Source organism: Streptomyces sp. NPDC054783 (assembly GCF_053611725.1).
On the sequence record NZ_JBSHAY010000003.1, the window covers coordinates 329,930 to 350,182 of the forward strand.

The following is a 20,253-nucleotide window of genomic DNA, read 5'->3' on the forward strand; positions in this document are numbered from 1 at the left end:
GCTCATGCGACCGTCTCGTCGCCGCTCCCTGCCTTCGATCGAAGTTGGCCGAGATCCTTCGGCACCGAAGCCTGTCTGTCCGCGCACAGGGCCGTGGCCTGTCCGGACGGTGTGTGACGGGTTCACTACCGGGTCCGGATCCTGCCATCTGTTATCCATGGCGAGGAGACCGTTGCCTCCGGTCCGGCACTTATCCGCAGGTCAGGCGTATAGGGTGGGTTTTCCGGTCCGGACGTCCAGACGCGGGGGGAACGTAAAGGGGTGGGACCTTGAGTTCCGACTCAGGGACACGCACAGCTTTCGCCGAGCGCCTCGCGCTGCTGTACAAGGAGGCTGGAAACCCTCCCCTCAAGAGCGTCGCCGAGGCGGTCGTACGGCTGCAGCGGGTCGACGAACGCGGGCGGCCCGTGCGCGTGTCCGCGCAGCGGATCAGCGACTGGCGCCGGGCCAGGAACGTACCGGCCCAGTTCGCCGCCCTCGCGGCGGTGCTGCACATCCTGATTCCGGAGGCACGACGGCTGCGGCCCTCGCCGGTGTCCACGGGCCTGTACGACCTCGCACACTGGCAGCGGCTGTGGGAGCGCGCACTGGCCGACCCGGTGGGCGACCGACCCGCACCGCCCGCCGAGGAGAACCGGCCTCCTCCGGCCCAGGCCTCGCCCCTCACCGGAGGCGTCTGCCCCTACCGGGGGCTCGCCCCCTACCGGCAGGAGGATGCCCGGTGGTTCTTCGGCCGGGAACGGAGCACGAGCGCACTCATCACCCAGCTCCGCGCCGCCGAGCGGACAGGCGGTCTGGTGATGCTGGTGGGCGCCTCGGGAGCGGGGAAGTCCTCCCTGCTGAACGCCGGCCTGGTCCCCGCCGTACGAGGCGGCGCGCTGCACGACGGACGCGGCACCGGCATACCGCACACGAGCGCCACCTCCCAGGATCCGCAGGAAACCACCGCCGACTGTGTCCTGCACCTGGTCCCGGGTGCCGATCCCCTCGGTGAGCTGGTCCGCCTTGTCCCCGATCTCGGCACTGTCGCCGCCGACGCGCGTCGGGCCGAACACGAGGCCACGGAGAACCCGGCGGTTCCCGGCTCCGACTCGCCCCGGGTGGCCCAGGCGGCCCGCGAGGCCGTGTCGGAGTGGGCCCGCCGGGAGGCGTCCGCCGGGTGCCGACCGGTCGTCGTCGTGGACCAGTTCGAAGAAGCCTTCACCCTCTGCGCCGACGAGACGGACCGGCGTACGTTCATCCAGCTCCTGCACGCCGCCTGCACCCCGCCCGCCGACTCGGGCGAGCCCGCACCGGTGCTCGTCGTCCTCGGCATCCGCGCCGACTTCTACGAGCAGTGCCTCGGCTACCCGGAACTGGCCGACGCCCTCCAGCACCGGCACATGGTGCTCGGTCCGCTGACCAGTACCGAGCTGCGCGAGGCGGTGACCGGTCCGGCCAAGGCGGTGGGTCTGGAGCTGGAACCGGGGCTCGCCGAGCTGATCGTCCGCGAGGTCAGCGCCGACGGGCCGCGCGGCGCCCACGACGCGGGCGTGCTCCCGCTGCTCTCGCACGCCCTGCTCGCCACCTGGCAGCGCCGCAAGGCCGGACGGCTGACGCTGGCCGGCTATCGCGCGGCGGGCGGCATCCAGGGGGCCGTCGCGGCGACCGCCGAGCGCGCCTGGTCGGGGCTCGATCCCGCGGCCCGTACGGCAGCCCGGCTGCTCCTGCTGCGGCTGGTCCGGCTGGGCGAGGACACCCAGGCTACGCGGCGGCGGGGCACCCGGCGGCAGCTGGCGGAGGAGTCGGCGGACCCCGGCAAGACGGAGGAGTCCCTCGAGGCCCTCGTACGGGCCCGGCTGGTGACGCTGGACGCGGACACCGTGGAGATCACCCATGAGGCGCTGCTGCACGCCTGGCCCCGGCTGCGGCACTGGATCGACGACGACCGCAACGACCATCTGCTGCGCCAGCGGCTGGAGGAGGACGGCCGGGCCTGGGAGGACTCGGGCCGGGACAGCTCACTGCTCTACCGCGGCTCCCGGCTGGAGCAGGCGCGCAGCTGGGCGCGGTCGGCCGGGGACACGTATCTGACCCGCAGCGCGGTGGAGTTCCTGGCCGCGGCGGTCCGGCTGCGCAAGCGCTCGGTGTTGCTCAGCCGGGCCGCGGTGGCGGCACTGGTGGTGCTGGCCCTGGTCGCGGGCGGTTCGGCGGTGATCGCCCGACAGCAACGGGACGACGCCGTCTTCGAGCAGGTGCTCGCCGAGGCCGACCGGGTCCAGCGCACCGATCCGTCCCTGGCCGCCCAGCTCGACCTGGTCGCCCACCATCTGCGCCCGGGCGACGAGGGCACGTACAGCAGGCTGATCTCGATCGTGAACGCGCCGCTGGCCACGCCCCTGTCCGGCCACACCGGTGCGGTCTATCTGACCTCCTTCAGCCCCGACGGCAGGACGCTGGCCACGGCCAGCTACGACCGGACCGTCCGGCTGTGGAACGTGGCCGACGCGCGCCACCCCAAGCCGCTCGGCAGGCCGCTGACCGGCCACACCAGCTGGGTGAGCAGCGCCGTCTTCAGCCCGGACGGGCACACCCTCGCCAGCGCCGGGGACGACGGGACGATCCGGCTGTGGGACGTGACCGACCCCGCCCGCCCGAAGCCGCTCGGCAAGCCGCTCGCCGGCCACCGGGGCACGATCTACCTGATCACGTTCAGCCCCGACGGACGCACGCTGGCCTCGGCCGGCGAGGACCACACGGTACGGCTGTGGAACGTGTCCGACCCGCACCGGCCGAGTGAGCTCGGCGCTCTGCGCGGACACAGCGCCGCGGTGCGCAGCGTCGCGTTCAGTCCCGACGGGCGCACCCTCGCGGCGGGCGGTGACGACGACACGATCATGCTGTGGAACACGGCCGACCCGCGTCACCCCAAGCCGTACCGCACTGCGCTGAGGGGCCACACGGACCTCGTGCACTCGGTGGCGTTCAGCCCCGACGGGCACACCCTGGCCAGCGGCAGCGCGGACGACACGATCCGGCTGTGGAACGTCACCGACCCCGCCCACCCGTCCGCGCTCGGCTCACCGCTGGCCGGGCACACCGGGCCGATCTGGTCGGTGGCCTTCAGCCCGGACGGCAGCAGGCTGGCCGCCGCGAGCGCGGACAGCACGGCGAGCCTGTGGAACGTCAGCGACCCCTCGTCCCCGTCGCAGGTAGGGGAGCCGCTCGCGGGCAGCAGCGGGGAGATGTACGCCCTCGGGTTCAGCCCCGACGGGCAGACCCTGGCCACGGGCAGCGGTGACAGCACGGTGCGTCTGTGGTCGCTGCCGACCTCGGACATCGTCGGCCGCACCAGCGCGTTCCGGCCGGACGGACGGGTGCTGGTCACGGCGGCCCGGGACGGCAGGCTCCGGCTGTGGAACGTGGCGCGGCCCGCGCGGCCCGTACCGCTGGGGAAACCGTTCATGGGCGCGGACGGCGGCCATCGTGCGCCGCTGTTCTCCCCCGACGGCCGCATCCTCGCCGTCCTCACCAACAACCAGTCCGTGTATCTGTGGAACGTCGGCGATCCGTCCCACCCGGTCACCGCTGGCTCGCCCCTGCGTCTGCGGACGCGCTTCGCGGGGCCCGACACGCTCGCCTTCAGCCCGGACGGCCGCACCCTGGCCACCGCCTACGACGACGCCACCATCCAGCTGTGGAACATCGCCGACCCCGCGCACCCCGTGGCGCTCGGCAGGCCGCTGACGGGCCACCGGGGCTATGTCAACGCGCTCGCGTTCAGCCCCGACGGCCACACCCTGGCCTCCGGCAGCGCGGACAGCACGATCCGCCTCTGGAACGTCACCGACCCGGCCCGCCCGACCGGGCTCGGCCGGCTCACCAAGCACTCCGGCCCGGTCAACGCGATCGCCTTCAGCCCGGACGGGCGTGTTCTGGCCAGCGGCAGCGACGACGACACCGTCCGGCTGTGGAACGTCACCGACCCCGCCTCGACGACCGCGCTGGGCGCGCCGCTCACCGGTCACACCGAGGCGGTCAAGCTGCTGACGTTCAGCCCGGACGGGCGTGTTCTGGCCAGCGGCGGCAATGACAACACGGTCCGGCTGTGGAACGTCGGCAACCCCGCCTCGGCGAGCCCCATCGGCCAGTCGATGAGCCCCAACGCCAGGTCGGGCACCTTCCTGTCCTTCAGCCCCAAGAGCCGTGTTCTCGGGGTCTCCAGCGGCACGGACACGGTCCGTCTGTGGAGCCTGGACGCCGACGCGGCGATCGAGTACATCTGCTCGGTCACCCGGAGCGTACTGAGCCCGCAGAGGTGGGACGAGTACCTTCCCCGGCTCTCCTACGACCCTCCGTGCGGTCATTGATCGGCCAACCTGACTTAATTTCGATCGACTTGCCCCCACGAGGCCCCTGAGCTTGTTACCCTTGGCCACAGCCCGATCGCTGGTGCATCCCCCGTCGCCAGCGGTCGGGCCTTTTTGTTCCACTGGGCGTGTTCCGCCCGGTGGATGTCTGCGTAGACGCCGAAGACCCCCGATCCATCCGGACCGGGGGTCTTCGTGCTGGTGGGGCTAACAGGATTTGAACCTGTGGCCTCATCCTTATCAGGGATGCGCTCTAACCAACTGAGCTATAGCCCCGCCGCGCTTTGCGGTGTGTGTCCCGCGCGCTGACTCCTGAAGATTAGCGCACGACCACGTCAGTCCCAAAATCGGTTGTCGGGGGACCGTCAGGTCAGGGGCGCGCAGGGTGTCCGGAGGGCCTCCGCGGGGCCTATTCGTCCTCCGCCAGGGTCAGCTCGATGCCGCCCACGAAGCCCGCGGAGAGGTTGTAGATGAACGCGCCGAGCGTCGCGAGCGCCGTGGCGAGGACCACGTCGATGACCGCGATGATCGTCGTGAACGTCAGGACGTGGGGGAGCGACAGGAATGCCTGGAGGTCGAAGCCGTTCGCCTCGTTCGAGCCGGTCGCCTCCGAGATCGTGCCGCCCACCGTCGAGAACACGCCCATCGCGTCCAGGACCATCCACAGCAACGCCGAGGCGACGATGGTGCAGATGCCGAGCGCGATGGAGAGCAGGAAGCTGACCTTCATCACCGACCACGGGTCGGCCTTGGCCACCCGCAGCCGCGCCTTGCGGGTGCGCGGCTCCGTACGGGCGCCCGTACGCGGCCGTCGTACGGCACCGGCCGGGGGCTGGGCCGGATAGGCCTGCGGCGGGTGGTACGGCCCGGAGGGCTGCTCCGGGCTCCGCTCCCCGGGGAGCGGAGACGACGACTGTGCCTCGCCGGCCGCGGCGGGGCCTCGGGTGTCCGTCACAGTTCCCCCCTGGGATCCAGACGAGCCGGAGGAGTCCTTCCCGGACACCTTCACCGGCTTCAGGTTGGTGGTGTGCGGGTCGGTCGCGCTCCCCGCACCCGCCGCGTGCGCGGCGGAGCCACGGCCGCCGCCGTCCGTGTCAGTACCCGTGGAGGTACCGGCCGATCCGGCGCCCGTGGCTCCGCTCACGATGACTCACTCCTCGTGCTACTCGGCCGAGGGCGCCTCACCCTCGTCCGTGCCGGCGGCCTGGGCACCCTCGACGGCGTCGACGGCGTCCTCGCCATCGACCTCCTCCGCCTCGCGCCCCGCCTCGGCGTTACGTGCGATGCCCACCACGGCATCGCGCTTGCCCAGGTTGATCAGTTGGACGCCCATGGTGTCACGGCCCGTCTCCCTGATCTCATTGACTCGCGTACGAATCACACCGCCGGAGAGGGTGATCGCGAGGATCTCGTCGGTCTCCTCGACGACCAGCGCCCCGACGAGCGAACCACGGTCCTCCACGATCTTGGCGGCCTTGATACCGAGGCCGCCGCGGCCCTGGACGCGGTACTCGTCGACGACAGTCCGCTTCGCGTACCCGCCGTCGGTGGCAGTGAACACGAACGTACCCGGTCGAACAACATTCATCGACAGAAGTTCATCGCCTTCACGGAAACTCATGCCCTTCACGCCGGAGGTGGCACGGCCCATCGGGCGCAGGGAGTCGTCGGAGGCGGTGAACCTGATCGACTGCGCCTTCTTGCTGATCAGAAGCAGATCGTCGTCGGCCGAGACCAGTTCGGCACCGATCAGCTCGTCGTCCGTTCCGTCCTCGCGCTCGCGCAGATTGATCGCGATCACGCCGCCGGAGCGGGGCGAATCGTAATCCTTCAGAGGCGTCTTCTTGACCAAGCCGGACTTGGTGGCCAGCACCAGGTACGGCGCCGCCTCGTAGTCACGGATCGCCAGGATCTCGGCGATCGCCTCGTCCGGCTGGAAGGCGAGCAGGTTCGCCACGTGCTGACCGCGCGCGTCCCGGCCGGCTTCGGGCAACTCGTACGCCTTCGCCCGGTAGACCCGGCCCTTGTTGGTGAAGAACAGCAGCCAGTGGTGCGTGGTGGAGACGAAGAAGTGGTCGACGATGTCGTCTTCCTTCAGCTTCGTGCCGCGTACGCCCTTGCCGCCGCGCTTCTGCGCCCGGTAGTCGTCCGTCTTGGTCCGCTTGACGTAGCCGCCGCGCGTGACCGTGACGACGATGTCCTCCTCGGCGATCAGGTCCTCGATGGACATGTCGCCCTCGTACGGGATCAGCTTGGTCTGGCGGTCGTCGCCGTACTTCTCGACGATCGCGGCCAGTTCCTCGCTGACGATCCCGCGCTGGCGGACCGGGGAGGCGAGGATCTCGTTGTACTCGTTGATCTTCGCCTGGAGTTCGTCGTGCTCCTGGACGATCTTCTGCCGCTCCAGGGCCGCCAGGCGCCGCAGCTGCATCTCGAGGATCGCGTTGGCCTGGATCTCGTCGATCTCCAGCAGGCCCATCAGGCCCGTACGCGCGATCTCGACGGTGTCGCTGCGCCGGATCAACGCGATGACCTCGTCGATGGCGTCCAGGGCCTTCAGCAGACCGCGCAGGATGTGCGCGCGCTCCTCGGCCTTGCGCAGCCGGAAGCGGGTACGGCGGACGATGACCTCGATCTGGTGCGTCACCCAGTGGCGGATGAACGCGTCCAGGGACAGGGTGCGCGGCACGCCGTCGACCAGTGCCAGCATGTTGGCGCCGAAGTTCGTCTGCAGGTCGGTGTGCTTGTACAGGTTGTTCAGCACGACCTTGGCGACCGCGTCCCGCTTGAGGACGATGACCAGGCGCTGGCCCGTACGGGAGCTGGTCTCGTCGCGGACGTCGGCGATACCGCCGATCTTGCCGTCCTTGACCAGGTCGGCAATCTTCTGCGCCAGGTTGTCCGGGTTGACCTGGTACGGCAGCTCGGTCACCACCAGGCACTGGCGACCCTGGATCTCCTCGACCTCGACCACCGCGCGCATCGTGATCGAGCCGCGCCCGGTGCGGTACGCCTCCTCGATGCCCTTGCGGCCCACCACCAGGGCACCGGTCGGGAAGTCCGGGCCCTTGATGCGCTCCATGAGCGCGTCCAGCAGCTCCTCGTGGGAGACCTCGGGGTTCTCCAGGTACCACTGGGCGCCGGCCGCGACCTCGCGCAGGTTGTGCGGCGGGATGTTGGTCGCCATGCCGACCGCGATGCCGGCCGAGCCGTTGATCAGCAGGTTCGGGAAGCGGGCCGGCAGGACGGTCGGCTCCTGGGAGCGGCCGTCGTAGTTGTCCGTGAAGTCGACGGTCTCCTCGTCGATGTCGCGGACCATCTCCATCGACAGCGGCGCCATCTTGCACTCGGTGTACCGCATGGCGGCCGCCGGGTCGTTGCCCGGGGAGCCGAAGTTGCCGTTGGAGTCCACCAGCGGCATCCGCATCGACCACGGCTGCGCGAGGCGCACCAGGGCGTCGTAGATCGAACTGTCGCCGTGCGGGTGGTAGTTGCCCATGACGTCGCCGACGACACGGGCGCACTTGTAGAAGCCGCGGTCGGGGCGGTAGCCGCCGTCGTACATCGCGTACAGCACGCGCCGGTGGACGGGCTTGAGGCCGTCCCGGACGTCGGGCAGCGCACGGGACACGATGACGGACATCGCGTAGTCCAGGTACGAGCGCTGCATCTCCGTCTCGAGCCCGACGGGCTCGACGCGCATCACGAGCTCGCCGCCCTCGGTCTCAGGGGTTTGCGGAGTGTTCTCGTCGGCCATTGCTGGTGAAGATCCTTCCTGGTGCGGTCAGCTGAGACCGACTCAGATGTCGAGGAAGCGGACGTCCTTGGCGTTGCGCTGGATGAACTGGCGGCGGGCCTCGACGTCCTCGCCCATGAGGACCGAGAACAGGTCGTCGGCCTGGGCGGCGTCGTCGAGGGTGACCTGGCCGAGGACCCGGTGCTCCTGGTCCATCGTGGTCACGCGCAGCTCCTCGGCGTTCATCTCGCCGAGGCCCTTGAAGCGCTGGATCGAGTCCTCGCGGACGCGCTTGCCGCGCTGGCGGCCCATCTCGATCAGTGCGTCGCGTTCGCGGTCGGAGTAGGCGTACTCCACGTCGTCCCGGCCCCACTTGATCTTGTACAGCGGGGGACGGGACAGGTACACGTGACCGGCCTCGACGAGTGGCCGCATGAAGCGGAACAGGAAGGTCAGCAGCAGGGTGCTGATGTGCTGGCCGTCGACGTCGGCGTCCGCCATCAGAATGATCTTGTGATAGCGGAGCTTCTCGATGTCGAAGTCCTCGTGCACACCCGTGCCGAAGGCCGAGATCAGCGCCTGGATCTCCTGGTTCTGCAGGATCTTGTCGATCCTGGCCTTCTCCACGTTGAGGATCTTGCCGCGGATCGGGAGGATCGCCTGGTACTGCGGGTTCCGGCCGGACTTGGCCGAGCCGCCGGCGGAGTCACCCTCGACGATGAAGATCTCGCACTTGGTGGGGTCGTTCGACTGGCAGTCGGAGAGCTTGCCCGGCAGGGACGCCGACTCCAGCAGGCCCTTGCGGCGGGTCAGGTCGCGGGCCTTGCGGGCCGCCACGCGCGCGGTGGCCGCCTGGATGCCCTTGCGGATGATGTCCGCGGCCTCGACCGGGTTGCGGTCCAGCCAGTCGTTGAGGTGCTCGTAGACCGCCTTCTGTACGAAGGTCTTGGCCTCCGTGTTGCCCAGCTTGGTCTTCGTCTGGCCCTCGAACTGCGGCTCGCTCAGCTTCACCGAGATGATCGCGGTCAGACCCTCACGGATGTCGTCACCGGTGAGGTTGTCGTCCTTCTCGCGCAGCAGCTTCTTGTCGCGCGCGTACTTGTTGATCAGCGACGTCAGCGCGGCGCGGAAGCCCTCTTCGTGGGTACCGCCCTCGTGGGTGTGGATGATGTTCGCGAAGGAGTACACGCCCTCGGTGTAGCCGCTGTTCCACTGCATCGCGACCTCGAGGGACAGGCTCTTGTCCTTGTCCTCCGCCTCCAGGTCGATGACGGTGGGGTGCACCGCCTCTCCCTTGCGGGAGTTGAGGTACTTCACGAAGTCGACGATGCCGCCCTCGTAGTAGTACGTGACGGCCTTGACCTCGGCCTTCTCGTCCGCACCCGCCTCGTCCGCACCGCTGGTGGCCTTCGCCGACTCGCGCTCATCAGTGAGTTTGATCGTCAAACCCTTGTTGAGGAACGCCATCTCCTGGAAACGCCGCGACAGCGTCTCGAAGGAGTACTCGGTGGTCTCGAAGATCTCCGGGTCGGCCCAGAAGGTGACCGACGTGCCGGTCTCCTCCGTGGCCTCGTGCTTGACCAGCGGGGCCGTGGGGACGCCCATCTTGTAGTCCTGCGTCCACCGGTGGCCGTCGGTCCTGACCTCGACGGAGACCTTCGTGGACAGCGCGTTGACGACGGACACGCCCACACCGTGCAGACCGCCGGAGACGGCGTAACCGCCACCGCCGAACTTGCCGCCCGCGTGCAGCACGGTCAGCACGACCTCGAGCGCCGGCTTGCCCTCGGAGGGCACGATGCCCACGGGGATGCCACGGCCGTTGTCGACGACCCGGACGCCGCCGTCGGCGAGGATCGTGACGTCGATCGTGTCCGCGTACCCGGCCAGCGCCTCGTCGACCGAGTTGTCGACGACCTCGTACACCAGGTGGTGCAGACCGCGCTCGCCCGTGGAACCGATGTACATGCCGGGCCGCTTGCGGACCGCGTCCAGCCCTTCGAGCACGGTGATGGCGCTGGCGTCGTAGGAGGCGGAGGCTGCGCCAGAATCTGCGGCCCCGCCGTTCACGGGGGCCTCGGTGGGCTCGCCGTTCACGCCGGCGTCGGTGGACGGGTTGTTCTCGTTGGGGTTGCCGGAATCGGCCACGAAGCGCCCTTTCTGGCACAGCACGAGCCGGGCTCGTCGGCAGGTTGCCGGAGCGGCTGCGGCATGTTGCGGTGGTAAGCCTTGATCAGCGTTGCTCAGCTTTTCCCGGGCGGTCCCCACATTGGGGCGGGATTGTCTTCCAGTCTACCGGTAGCTCTGACATCGATGGGGGTTTGCCGGTACCTGAGTCCCCATGTGCCGCCCTGAACCGGGCTCGACCGGGTCCCGATATGTGGATGGGGGCTCCAAGGGGCTCACAGCGGCATTCAGCGCTTCGAGGCGTCAACCCTTGGCTACTGGGGGGTCAGATGGCGCTCCGACCGTGCCGCAGCTGCTCTCCACACCCGTGATACGGCGCCACTCCGAGGGCACCGTCCAACTTTTCGACGTGACGTACGTCACCCGTACGTATCGCCGGGACCGGAGCTGCCGGGCGCCCTCAGCGGACCGTAGCGGCGAGCCGGGCCACCCGGATTGAGCACCTTGATCATCCGTACGGTGCCGTGCCCCAGGTCCTCGTTGAGGCGGGCTACCAGCGCGGGCGCGAGGTGGCGCAGCTGGGTCGCCCAGGCCGTGGAGTCGCAGCTCACGATCAGCACGCGCTCGTCCTCGTCGTACCGCTGCGGCACGCAGTGCTTGGCCAGGTCCTCGCCGACGATCTGCGGCCAGCGGCCCATCACCCCGCCCACCGCCGCGGGGGTCTCCCAGCCGCGCTCGGTCAGCAGCCGGTTGATCGCGGCGCCCAGCGCCATCGGGTCCCGGCCGTCGGCGCGCGCGCCGGAGCGCAGCCCGCCGCCACGCCTGGCCTGCTTCTTCTGCCGCGCCGCGTCTCCACGCGCGCGTGCCTGCTCCTTCGCCGCGCGCAACGCCACGCGCGCGAGGTCGACGCCGGAGGGTTCGTTCCCGCTCTTCTTCGGGTCCTGGGGGGTGGGTTCGCCGGTGCTCATACGCGCTCCACCGTCCCGCCCGACACGGCGTACCGCGCCCCGGCCAGTACATCCGGTACGTCGTCGTCCACGGCGGCGGTGACCAGCACCTGCTCGCCCGGCGCGACCAGCTCGGCCAGCCGCTCCCGCCGGCGCGTGTCCAGCTCGGCGAAGACGTCGTCCAGGACCAGCACCGGTTCGTTGCCCTCGGCCCGCAGCAGGTCGTAGGAAGCCAGGCGCAGGGCGAGCGCGTAGGACCAGGACTCGCCGTGGGAGGCGTACCCCTTGGCGGGCAGCTGACCGAGTTTGAGAATCAAATCGTCCCGGTGCGGGCCAACGAGGGTGACACCGCGCTCGATCTCCTGCTTGCGCGCCTCCGCCAGGGCCGTCATCAGCTGGGCGTAGAGATCCTCGCGCGCGTGGGCCTCGCCGGGCGCGGACGGCTTGTACTCCAGCGCCAGCGGCCCGCCGCCGGGAGCCAGTTGCTCGTAGGCCTTGTCGGCCAGCGGCTGCAGCGCGGCGATCAGGTCGAGGCGCTGGGCGAGCAACTCGGCGCCCGCACGCGCCAGATGCTGGTCCCACACGTCGAGCGTGGACAGATCCATGGACCGCCCACCGTGCCGGCGCGCCAGGGCGGCGGTCTTGAGCAGGGTGTTCCGCTGCTTCAGCACACGCTCGTAGTCGGAGCGCACCCCGGCCATGCGCGGGGAACGGGCCGTGATCAGCTCGTCGAGGAACCGCCGACGTTCACCCGGGTCGCCTTTGACGAGGGCGAGATCCTCGGGCGCGAACAGCACGGTCCGTACGATCCCCAGCACGTCCCTCGGCCTGACCTGCGAGGACCGGTTGATGCGGGCCCGGTTGGCCCTGCCGGGGTTCAGCTCCAGCTCCACCAGCTGCTGCCGCTCGCCCTGCCGGACCTGCGCCCGGATCACGGCCCGCTCGGCCCCCATCCGGACCAGGGGCGCGTCGGAAGAGACCCGGTGGCTGCCGAGGGTGGCGAGGTATCCGACCGCTTCCACCAGGTTGGTCTTGCCCTGCCCGTTGGGCCCGACGAAGGCGGTGACGCCCGGGTCGAGCGGAACCTCGGCCCGGGCGTACGAGCGGAAGTCGGCCAGCGAAAGATGCGTGACGTGCATGGTCGTTTCGCCGGCCTTCCCCAGAGTGCTGATGGACTGTGGATCACGGGGCTCGTGGGGCCCCTGTGGATCTCTGTGGATCCCTGTGGATTACTTCTTCTCTACGGCGTGACCGCCGAACTGGTTGCGCAGCGCGGCGATCATCTTCATCTGCGGCGAGTCCTCCTGACGGGAGGCGAACCGCGCGAACAGCGACGCGGTGATCGCCGGCAGCGGCACCGCGTTGTCGATCGCGGCCTCCACAGTCCAGCGTCCCTCACCGGAGTCCTGTGCATAACCGCGCAGGCCCTCCAGGTGCTCGTCGTCGTCCAGCGCGTTGACCGCGAGGTCGAGCAGCCAGGAGCGGATGACGGTGCCCTCCTGCCAGGAGCGGAAGACCTCGCGGACGTTCTCCACGGAGTCGACCTTCTCCAGCAGCTCCCAGCCCTCGGCGTAGGCCTGCATCATCGCGTACTCGATGCCGTTGTGGACCATCTTCGCGAAGTGGCCCGCGCCGACCTTGCCGGCGTGCACCGAGCCGAAGTCGCCCTCCGGCTTCAGCGCGTCGAAGACCGGCTGCACCTTGGCGACGTGCTCGACGTCGCCGCCGTACATCAGCGCGTACCCGTTCTCCAGGCCCCAGACGCCGCCGGAGACGCCGCAGTCGACGAAGCCTATGCCCTTGGCCGCCAGTTCCCCGGCGTGCTTCTCGTCGTCCGTCCAGCGGGAGTTTCCGCCGTCCACGACCACGTCACCGGGCTCCAGCAGCTCGGCCAGCTGGTCGACGGTCGACTGGGTGGGCTCGCCGGCCGGGACCATCACCCAGACCACGCGCGGTCCGCTGAGCTTGCCCACAAGCTCTTCCAGGCTGTGGACATCCGCGAGGTCCGCGTTGCGGTCGTATCCGATGACGGTGTGGCCCGCGCGGCGGATCCGCTCGCGCATGTTGCCGCCCATCTTGCCGAGGCCGACGAGACCGAGCTCCATCAGTTGTGTTCCTTAGGTCGCTGTGGCGGGACAGGCACCTTGGTGCCGAGCCGAGCCTAAACCGCCCTCTTCACGCACAGTTGTGGGCATACGCGCTCATGCGTAGGCCCTGCGACCTGTACTTTTTCCACAGACGCTGCCGAGCCGCAGGCACCGGGTGCCGGGCACCCACAAAGGCACCCGGCGCCGTGCACAGCTGTGGACAAACAATCAGCCGCTGAGGCGCACCGGCATGATCAGGTACTTGTACGCGTCGTCGGCCTCGGCATCCACCGCTGGCTTCCCGCTGAGCAGCGCCGGCTTCGTGGAGGTCGTGAACGACAGCTGAGCCACCGGGGAGTCGATCGCGCTCAGGCCGTCCAGCAGGAACGTCGGGTTGAAGGCGATGGAGATGTCGTCGCCTTCCAGCTGGGCGTCGACCCTTTCCACAGCCTGTGCGTCGTCGCTGGACCCGGCCTCCAGGATCAGCACGCCCTGCTCGAAGCTCAGGCGCACCGGGGTGTTCCGCTCGGCCACCAGCGCCACACGCTTGACGGCCTCGACGAACGGCGCGGTCTCGATCACGGCAACGGAGTTGAACTCGGTCGGGAACAGCGTGCGGTACTTCGGCAGGTCACCCTCGAGCAGCCGGGTGGTCGTACGACGACCCGCGCCCTCGAAACCGATCAGACCCTCGCCCGCGCCCGACCCGGACAGCGCCAGGGTCACGCTGTCACCGGCGCCGAGCGACTTGGCGGTGTCCAGGAGCGTCTTGGCCGGGACCAGGGCGACCGCGGAGGCGTCCGGGTTCTCCGGCTTCCACAGGAACTCGCGGACGGCGAAGCGGTAGCGGTCGGTGGAGGCCAGGGTGACCGTGTCGCCCTCGATCTCGATGCGCACACCGGTGAGGACGGGCAGCGTGTCGTCACGGCCGGCGGCGATCGCCACCTGGGACACGGCGGCCGCGAAGACCTCGCCGGGGACGGTGCCCGTGGCGTTCGGCATCTGCGGCAGCGACGGGTACTCCTCCACAGGCAGGGTGTGCAGGGTGAACCGGGAGGACCCACAGACCACCGTCGCCCGTACACCGTCTGTGGAAATCTCCACCGGCCGGTTGGGGAGAGCGCGGGAGATGTCGGCGAGCAGCCGGCCGGAGACGAGGACGGTGCCCTCCTCCTCGACCTCGGCTTCCACGGACACGCGCGCGGAGACCTCGTAGTCGAAGCTCGACAGGCTCAGCTGGCCGTCCTCGGCCTTGAGGAGGAGGCCGGCGAGGACAGGCGCCGGCGGACGGGCCGGGAGGCTGCGTGCCGCCCACGCCACTGCCTCCGCGAGTACGTCGCGTTCCACCCGGATCTTCACCGTAAGCCGCCTCCTGCTGTTGCTACTGAGTCCTCCGACTCGGTGTCACCGCCCACTGCGAAGGGAAGGACACCGGGGACCAGTCTGACGCACCGCACTGACAGTAGGTGCCCGTCGGGGTCAAGTCGCTCCGGGAGGCAGCCGGGCACGAGACAGCGAGTTGTGCACAGGCCCCGCTTCCAAACGATTGCCGAGCTCTCTCTAGTCGGGAGTAGTAGTAGGGCCTGTGGATACCGTGGATAACCACGTTTTCCCAGCTCAGAGCCAAGATTTTGTCCACGGGGCCTGTGGGTGACGGCGGTGGACAACCGGGGTCATCTGTGGAGAACAGAAAGTTCTGCACACCCCGCCCACAGCCCGAGGGCAGTTCTCCCCAGCTGCGTCCCCAGGTTTACCCACGTTTCCCACACCCCAATCCGGCACCTTCGTGTGACGGCTTTCACTCGACGCGGTGAGTGGGTGCGTCGCGTTGCCGAACAGTGGACAGCCATGTGGAGAAGCCCGGGATCACTGGGGACAACGGGCTCCAGCCTGTGGGTCGGCAGTGGAAAACTTCGTACACAGGCTGTGGATCTTCGCTCGGTCCACAGCCTGTGGAGATCGTTCGTCCACGATTCCACAGGCAGCTGAGCTGGGCGAATGCCGTATGGACAGGCTCCCTGTGGACGCTGCTCGGGACAACTCCACAGTCCCCAGCATGTGGACGGAAGAAACCCAGCGAATCTGTGGAGGATGGCCGTAACCCGGCACTTAATCGAACACCCGGCGGCGAACGAGGAACACTCCACAGCCAGCGGCCGTGCCCACGCGGCTGCGCCCACCCGTGCCGGTCCGGCGTCACGACTGCCCGCAGCCGCGTGGGCACGGGTGGGCGCAGCGTCACCCCGCGGACGCGGGCAAGCGCCCCAGCCCCGGTCGGCCACAGCACCGGGCACCCACGCCAGGCACCCGCCACTGCGGGCGGCGACCATGCCGAAGGGCGCCCTCGGGAGTCGTATCCCGAAGGCGCCCTCGATGTCGGCGCCAGGCAGGCGCAGCCGCCGTCAGCCGTTCTTGATCCGGTTCGTCAGCTCGGTCACCTGGTTGTAGATGGACCGCCGCTCGGCCATCAGCGCACGGATCTTGCGGTCGGCGTGCATGACGGTGGTGTGGTCACGGCCGCCGAACTGCGCCCCGATCTTCGGCAGCGACAGATCGGTCAGCTCCCTGCACAGGTACATGGCGATCTGCCGCGCGGTGACCAGCGCGCGCCCGCGCGAGGTGCCGCACAGGTCCTCCACCGTCAGCCCGAAGTAGTCGGCGGTGGCCCCCATGATCGCCGTGGCCGTGATCTCCGGGGCGCTGTCCTCGCCGCCGGGGATCAGGTCCTTCAGGACGATCTCGGTCAGGCCGAGGTCCACCGGCTGCCGGTTCAGCGAGGCGAACGCCGTCACCCGGATCAGCGCGCCCTCCAGCTCACGGATGTTCCGTGAGATCCGGGAGGCGATGAACTCCAGCACCTCCGGCGGGGCGTTGAGCTGCTCCTGCACCGCCTTCTTGCGCAGGATCGCGATACGCGTCTCCAGCTCGGGCGGCTGGACGTCTGTGATCAGACCCCACTCGAAACGGTTCCGCAGCCGGTCCTCCAGCGTGACCAGCTGCTTCGGCGGCCGGTCGGAGGAGAGCACGATCTGCTTGTTCGCGTTGTGGAGCGTGTTGAAGGTGTGGAAGAACTCCTCCTGCGTCGACTCCTTGTCCGCGAGGAACTGGATGTCGTCGACGAGCAGGATGTCCATCTCGCGGTAGCGCTTGCGGAAGCTGTCGCCCTTGCCGTCGCGGATGGAGTTGATGAACTCGTTGGTGAACTCCTCCGAGCTCACGTACCGCACGCGCGTGCCCGGGTAGAGGCTCCGCGCGTAGTGCCCGATGGCGTGCAGCAGATGCGTCTTGCCGAGCCCCGACTCCCCGTAGATGAAAAGGGGGTTGTAGGCCTTCGCGGGAGCCTCGGCGACGGCGACCGCGGCCGCGTGAGCGAACCGGTTGGAGGCGCCGATCACGAACGTGTCGAACAGGTACTTCGGGTTCAGCCGGGCCGTCGGCTCGCCGGGACCGCTCGCCGGCGCGGGCTGTGCGCCCAGCGGTCCGGTGGTACCGCTCGTGGGCAGGTCCGGGCGGCCGGGGCCGCCGCGACGCGCGGGGCCGCCGACCGCCGGCTGCTCGGGCAGCTCACGGCGGACGGGGTCGCGCTGGTCGTACTCGGTGCGGGACGGGTCGTACTCGGGGCGCGCGGATTCGTAGTCAGAGCGCCCCGAGTCGTAGTCGGCGCGGGGTTTGTCGTAGTCGCCGCGCTGCTGCTCGTACGACGGCCGGTCCCTGCCCTGCGAGCGGTAGTCCGAGGACGGCGGGCCGTAGGTGTCCGGGCCGGAGCCGTAGCCCTCGGGTCCGGAGCCGTAGGCGTCCTGGGACGACGGCGACGCGTACGGGTCGCGCTCGGGGAAGCCGAGCCGCGGCTGCTGCCAGCCGTACTCGTCCTGTGCGGGCCGCGGCCAGGCGCCGGGCTCACGGCGCTGGTACTCGGAGGGGTACGCCGGGCGCACGACGGGCAGCTGGTCCGCGCGGCCGGTGGGCAGCTGGTCGGCGCGGGGCTGCTGCTCGGCCGGCTGCTGCTCGGCGGCGCGATGGCGGCCGTAGCCCTCGTACGGCCGTTCCTCGTACGACGGGCCGGACGGCAGCTCGGTCTCTTCGTAGCGTGGCTTGGGCGGCTGCTGCACCGGCGCCGCGGGGGCGGGCGGCTCGCCCGCGGAGTCGTCCACGGTGATCGCGATACGGATGGGGCGGCCGCACTCGCGGCTCAGCGTCTCGCTGACGACCGGCGCGAGACGGCCCTCCAGTACGCCCTTCGCAAATTCGTTCGGTACGGCGAGCAGGGCGGTGTCCGCGACCAGCGCGAGCGGCTGGCAGCGCCGGATCCAGTGCTCGTCCTTCGCCTCGACACCCTGTCCGCGGCCCTCCCCGAGGAGCTGCTCCAGTACTCGCGGCCACACTGCGGCAAGATCGGCGGGTACGTCAGCCACAGGGCACGCTCTCTCACAGGTCCCACGAACGTGTGATCGCGAGACGGGTCGGGGTGTACTTCGGGTGGTCGGTGGGTCAAACCCGCCGGGGCGGGGGACAAAAGAACGAATCGGAGTTCAGCCACGGTAGTCAGCGCGGCGGGTGCGGTTCAAGTTGTTGTCCCCAGCCTGTGGATAGTGTCTCTCCGTGACCCTCGGTTTGACCGGATGGCGCCGTCCCGCGTACCGTAACCAGGTCGAGTTGTCGATGGCTGCTGCCGCCTGCCTCCGATGGGCACAGGTCACGTCAGGTGATCGGGAAGCGGTGCACTCGGGCGTGACGCGAGCTACTCGTGGGCGCACGGTGACAGCCAAGACGGCACCCCGCAACTACCGATTTCTTTCTGGAGCCCCCGAGTGAGCAAGCGCACCTTCCAGCCGAACAACCGTCGTCGCGCGAAGACCCACGGCTTCCGGCTGCGTATGCGCACCCGTGCCGGCCGCGCGATTCTCGCGTCCCGCCGTAGCAAGGGTCGCGCCCGTCTGTCCGCCTGATTCCGATCAGGTCATGACGTCGTGCTGCCCACCGAGAACCGGCTGAGGCGGCGCGAGGACTTCGCGACCGCGGTCCGACGAGGACGCCGGGCAGGACGCCCGACTCTCGTCGTCCACCTTCGTAGCGGTGCCACGGACCCGCACGCGCCTGGGGAGAGCGCTCCCCCGACGCGTGCGGGTTTCGTCGTCAGCAAGGCCGTGGGTGGCGCGGTCGTGCGCAACAAAGTGAAGCGCAGACTGCGTCATCTGATGCGTGACCGAGTCGCCCTGTTTCCCCCCGGTAGCCTGGTAGTCGTACGAGCGCTGCCCGGAGCGGGCGACGCAGACCATGCACAGCTGGCCCGAGACCTGGACGCCGCCGTTCAGCGGCTGCTGGGAGGGGGCGCGCGATGAAGTACCCGCTGCTGGCTCTGATCAAGCTGTACCAGTGGACGATCAGTCCACTGCTGGGGCCGGTGTGCAAGTACTACCCGTCGTGCTCCCACTACGGCTACACGGCCATCGACCGGCATGGTGCGATCAAGGGCACGGCACTCACCGCCTGGCGCATCCTCCGGTGCAATCCGTGGTCGCTGGGTGGTGTGGACCATGTCCCGCCGCGCAAGCGCCCGCGGTGGCACGAAATGCTGCGCAACGCCTGGCGCGCACGCAAGGGCGGGCCCTCCGCCGCCGAACCGGCCACCGAAGCGAAGCCCGGGAGCCCGTCTTCCGAGCTTCCTGCGAGCCCGGCCGCAGAGACCTCGTCCCATGCCCAAGGAGCATGATTAGTGGACACGATTGCCAGCCTCTTCAGCTTCATCACAACACCCGTTTCATGGGTCATCGTCCAGTTCCACAAGATGTACGGCGCGATCTTCGGCGCCGACACCGGGTGGGCCTGGGGCCTGTCCATCGTGTCCCTGGTGATCCTGATCCGCATCTGCCTGATCCCGCTCTTCGTGAAGCAGATCAAGTCGACGCGTGCGATGCAGACGCTCCAGCCGGAGATGAAGAAGATCCAGGAGCGCTACAAGAACGACCGGCAGCGTCAGTCCGAAGAGATGATGAAGCTGTACAAGGAGACGGGTACCAACCCGCTCTCCTCGTGCCTTCCCATCCTGGCGCAGTCTCCGTTCTTCTTCGCCCTGTACCACGTGCTCAACGCGATCGCGACGGGCAAGACGATCGGCGTCCTCGACGAGTCGCTGCTCGCCAGCGCCCGTAAGGCGCACATCTTCGGCGCCCCGCTTGCGGCGAAGTTCACGGACAGCGCGGACAAGGTCGCCGCGCTCGGCGCCACGCTGACCGATGTCCGGGTCGTCACCGCGATCATGATCGTCCTGATGTCGGCGTCGCAGTTCTACACGCAGCGACAGCTGATGACGAAGAACGTCGACACCACGGTGAAGACGCCGTTCATGCAGCAGCAGAAGATGCTGATGTACGTCTTCCCGGTCATGTTCGCCGTCTTCGGTATCAACTTCCCGGTCGGTGTCCTCGTCTACTGGCTGACCACCAACGTGTGGACCATGGGTCAGCAGATGTACGTCATCCGCAACAACCCGACCCCGGGTTCCAAGGCCCAGGCCGCCTACCTGGAGCGCCTGACCAAGCACGTCACGCACGTCGGCAAGGTCCGCCGCCGCAGCGAGAAGACCATCGTCAAGGCGATCGTCGCCAAGGGCCGCGAGCGCAACGAGTTCGAGCGCAAGTTCGTCAACGCCCTGAACAAGGCCGGTCTGGCCGCCCAGGCCGACGGCACCGTGGTGAAGAGCACGGCCCAGGCCGCGACGCAGACCGCGGACGGCGTGGAGACCACCACCGAGGCCGGCACCGGCACCGCGGCCCGGCGCCAGCAGCCCAAGCGCCAGTCCAAGTCCCAGCGTCAGTCCGGCGGGCCCAAGCAAGCGGGCGGGTCCACCTCGCTGGAGAAGTCCGACGAGCCGCAGGACGCCAAGCCCGCCGCTGCCCAGCAGGCCCAGAAGCCCGGCTCCGGCACCCGCAGCAAGGCCCAGTCCGGCCAGCGCAAGGGTGGCCCGCAGCGGCCCAAGTCCCCGTCCAAGAAGTAAGAAGGAGCCCATC

Annotated in this window: 13 protein-coding genes and 1 tRNA gene; 5 read left to right on the top strand and 9 right to left on the bottom strand. The window is 69.3% G+C overall.

The window, feature by feature from the left end; all coding sequences use genetic code 11:
* The first annotated feature begins 269 nt into the window (after positions 1-269).
* Positions 270-4,349 carry an nSTAND1 domain-containing NTPase gene (locus ACWGJ5_RS08430; protein ID WP_453308981.1) on the top strand — a complete coding sequence of 1,360 codons (4,080 nt, stop codon included), beginning with the start codon at positions 270-272 and terminating at the stop codon, positions 4,347-4,349.
* A gap of 199 nt (positions 4,350-4,548) precedes the next feature.
* Here the strand turns inward: ACWGJ5_RS08430 and ACWGJ5_RS08435 are convergent.
* The 9 genes from ACWGJ5_RS08435 to dnaA all read right to left on the bottom strand — a co-directional run bounded on the left by ACWGJ5_RS08435 (position 4,549) and on the right by dnaA (position 17,658).
* Positions 4,549-4,625 (bottom strand) — tRNA-Ile (locus tag ACWGJ5_RS08435).
* 133 nt (positions 4,626-4,758) lie between these two features.
* Positions 4,759-5,493, bottom strand: coding sequence for a DUF3566 domain-containing protein (locus tag ACWGJ5_RS08440; RefSeq protein WP_453308982.1), 735 nt, complete (start codon positions 5,491-5,493; stop codon positions 4,759-4,761).
* 18 nt (positions 5,494-5,511) lie between these two features.
* Positions 5,512-8,106: a DNA gyrase subunit A gene (gyrA, locus tag ACWGJ5_RS08445; protein WP_453308983.1), complete on the bottom strand. Its 2,595-nt coding sequence runs from the start codon at positions 8,104-8,106 to the stop codon at positions 5,512-5,514.
* 42 nt (positions 8,107-8,148) lie between these two features.
* Positions 8,149-10,257 (bottom strand): DNA topoisomerase (ATP-hydrolyzing) subunit B, encoded by a 2,109-nt coding sequence (gene gyrB, locus ACWGJ5_RS08450; protein ID WP_453308984.1) that lies wholly within the window; start codon positions 10,255-10,257, stop codon positions 8,149-8,151.
* A 374-nt stretch (positions 10,258-10,631) separates the two neighbouring features.
* Positions 10,632-11,180, bottom strand: coding sequence for a DUF721 domain-containing protein (locus ACWGJ5_RS08455; protein ID WP_228621644.1), 549 nt, complete (start codon positions 11,178-11,180; stop codon positions 10,632-10,634).
* A complete protein-coding gene (recF, locus tag ACWGJ5_RS08460; protein WP_453308985.1) occupies positions 11,177-12,298 on the bottom strand; it encodes a DNA replication/repair protein RecF in 1,122 nt (373 codons plus the stop codon). The genes ACWGJ5_RS08455 and recF overlap by 4 nt, the downstream gene beginning before the upstream one ends.
* A 90-nt stretch (positions 12,299-12,388) precedes the next feature.
* Positions 12,389-13,264, bottom strand: a complete 876-nt coding sequence (gene gnd / locus ACWGJ5_RS08465; RefSeq protein WP_453308986.1) for a phosphogluconate dehydrogenase (NAD(+)-dependent, decarboxylating) — start codon at positions 13,262-13,264, stop codon at positions 12,389-12,391.
* A 210-nt stretch (positions 13,265-13,474) separates the two neighbouring features.
* Positions 13,475-14,605: a DNA polymerase III subunit beta gene (dnaN, locus tag ACWGJ5_RS08470; protein WP_228621647.1), complete on the bottom strand. Its 1,131-nt coding sequence runs from the start codon at positions 14,603-14,605 to the stop codon at positions 13,475-13,477.
* A gap of 1,043 nt (positions 14,606-15,648) precedes the next feature.
* Complete coding sequence (dnaA, locus tag ACWGJ5_RS08475; RefSeq protein ID WP_453308987.1) at positions 15,649-17,658, bottom strand: chromosomal replication initiator protein DnaA; 2,010 nt, start codon at positions 17,656-17,658, stop codon at positions 15,649-15,651.
* A 396-nt stretch (positions 17,659-18,054) separates the two neighbouring features.
* On the opposite strand from dnaA, the gene rpmH reads away from it, so the two are divergent.
* Genes rpmH through yidC form a run of 4 tightly spaced genes read left to right on the top strand, consistent with a single transcriptional unit; the run spans position 18,055 to position 20,240 of the window.
* Positions 18,055-18,192 (top strand): 50S ribosomal protein L34, encoded by a 138-nt coding sequence (gene rpmH, locus ACWGJ5_RS08480; protein ID WP_003956500.1) that lies wholly within the window; start codon positions 18,055-18,057, stop codon positions 18,190-18,192.
* 21 nt (positions 18,193-18,213) lie between these two features.
* Positions 18,214-18,585 (top strand): ribonuclease P protein component, encoded by a 372-nt coding sequence (gene rnpA, locus ACWGJ5_RS08485; protein ID WP_079048889.1) that lies wholly within the window; start codon positions 18,214-18,216, stop codon positions 18,583-18,585.
* Positions 18,582-18,956 (top strand): membrane protein insertion efficiency factor YidD, encoded by a 375-nt coding sequence (yidD, locus tag ACWGJ5_RS08490; RefSeq protein WP_228621650.1) that lies wholly within the window; start codon positions 18,582-18,584, stop codon positions 18,954-18,956. The genes rnpA and yidD overlap by 4 nt, the downstream gene beginning before the upstream one ends.
* Before the next feature lie 3 nt (positions 18,957-18,959).
* Positions 18,960-20,240, top strand: coding sequence for a membrane protein insertase YidC (yidC, locus tag ACWGJ5_RS08495; protein WP_453308988.1), 1,281 nt, complete (start codon positions 18,960-18,962; stop codon positions 20,238-20,240).
* Positions 20,241-20,253: the final 13 nt, after the last annotated feature.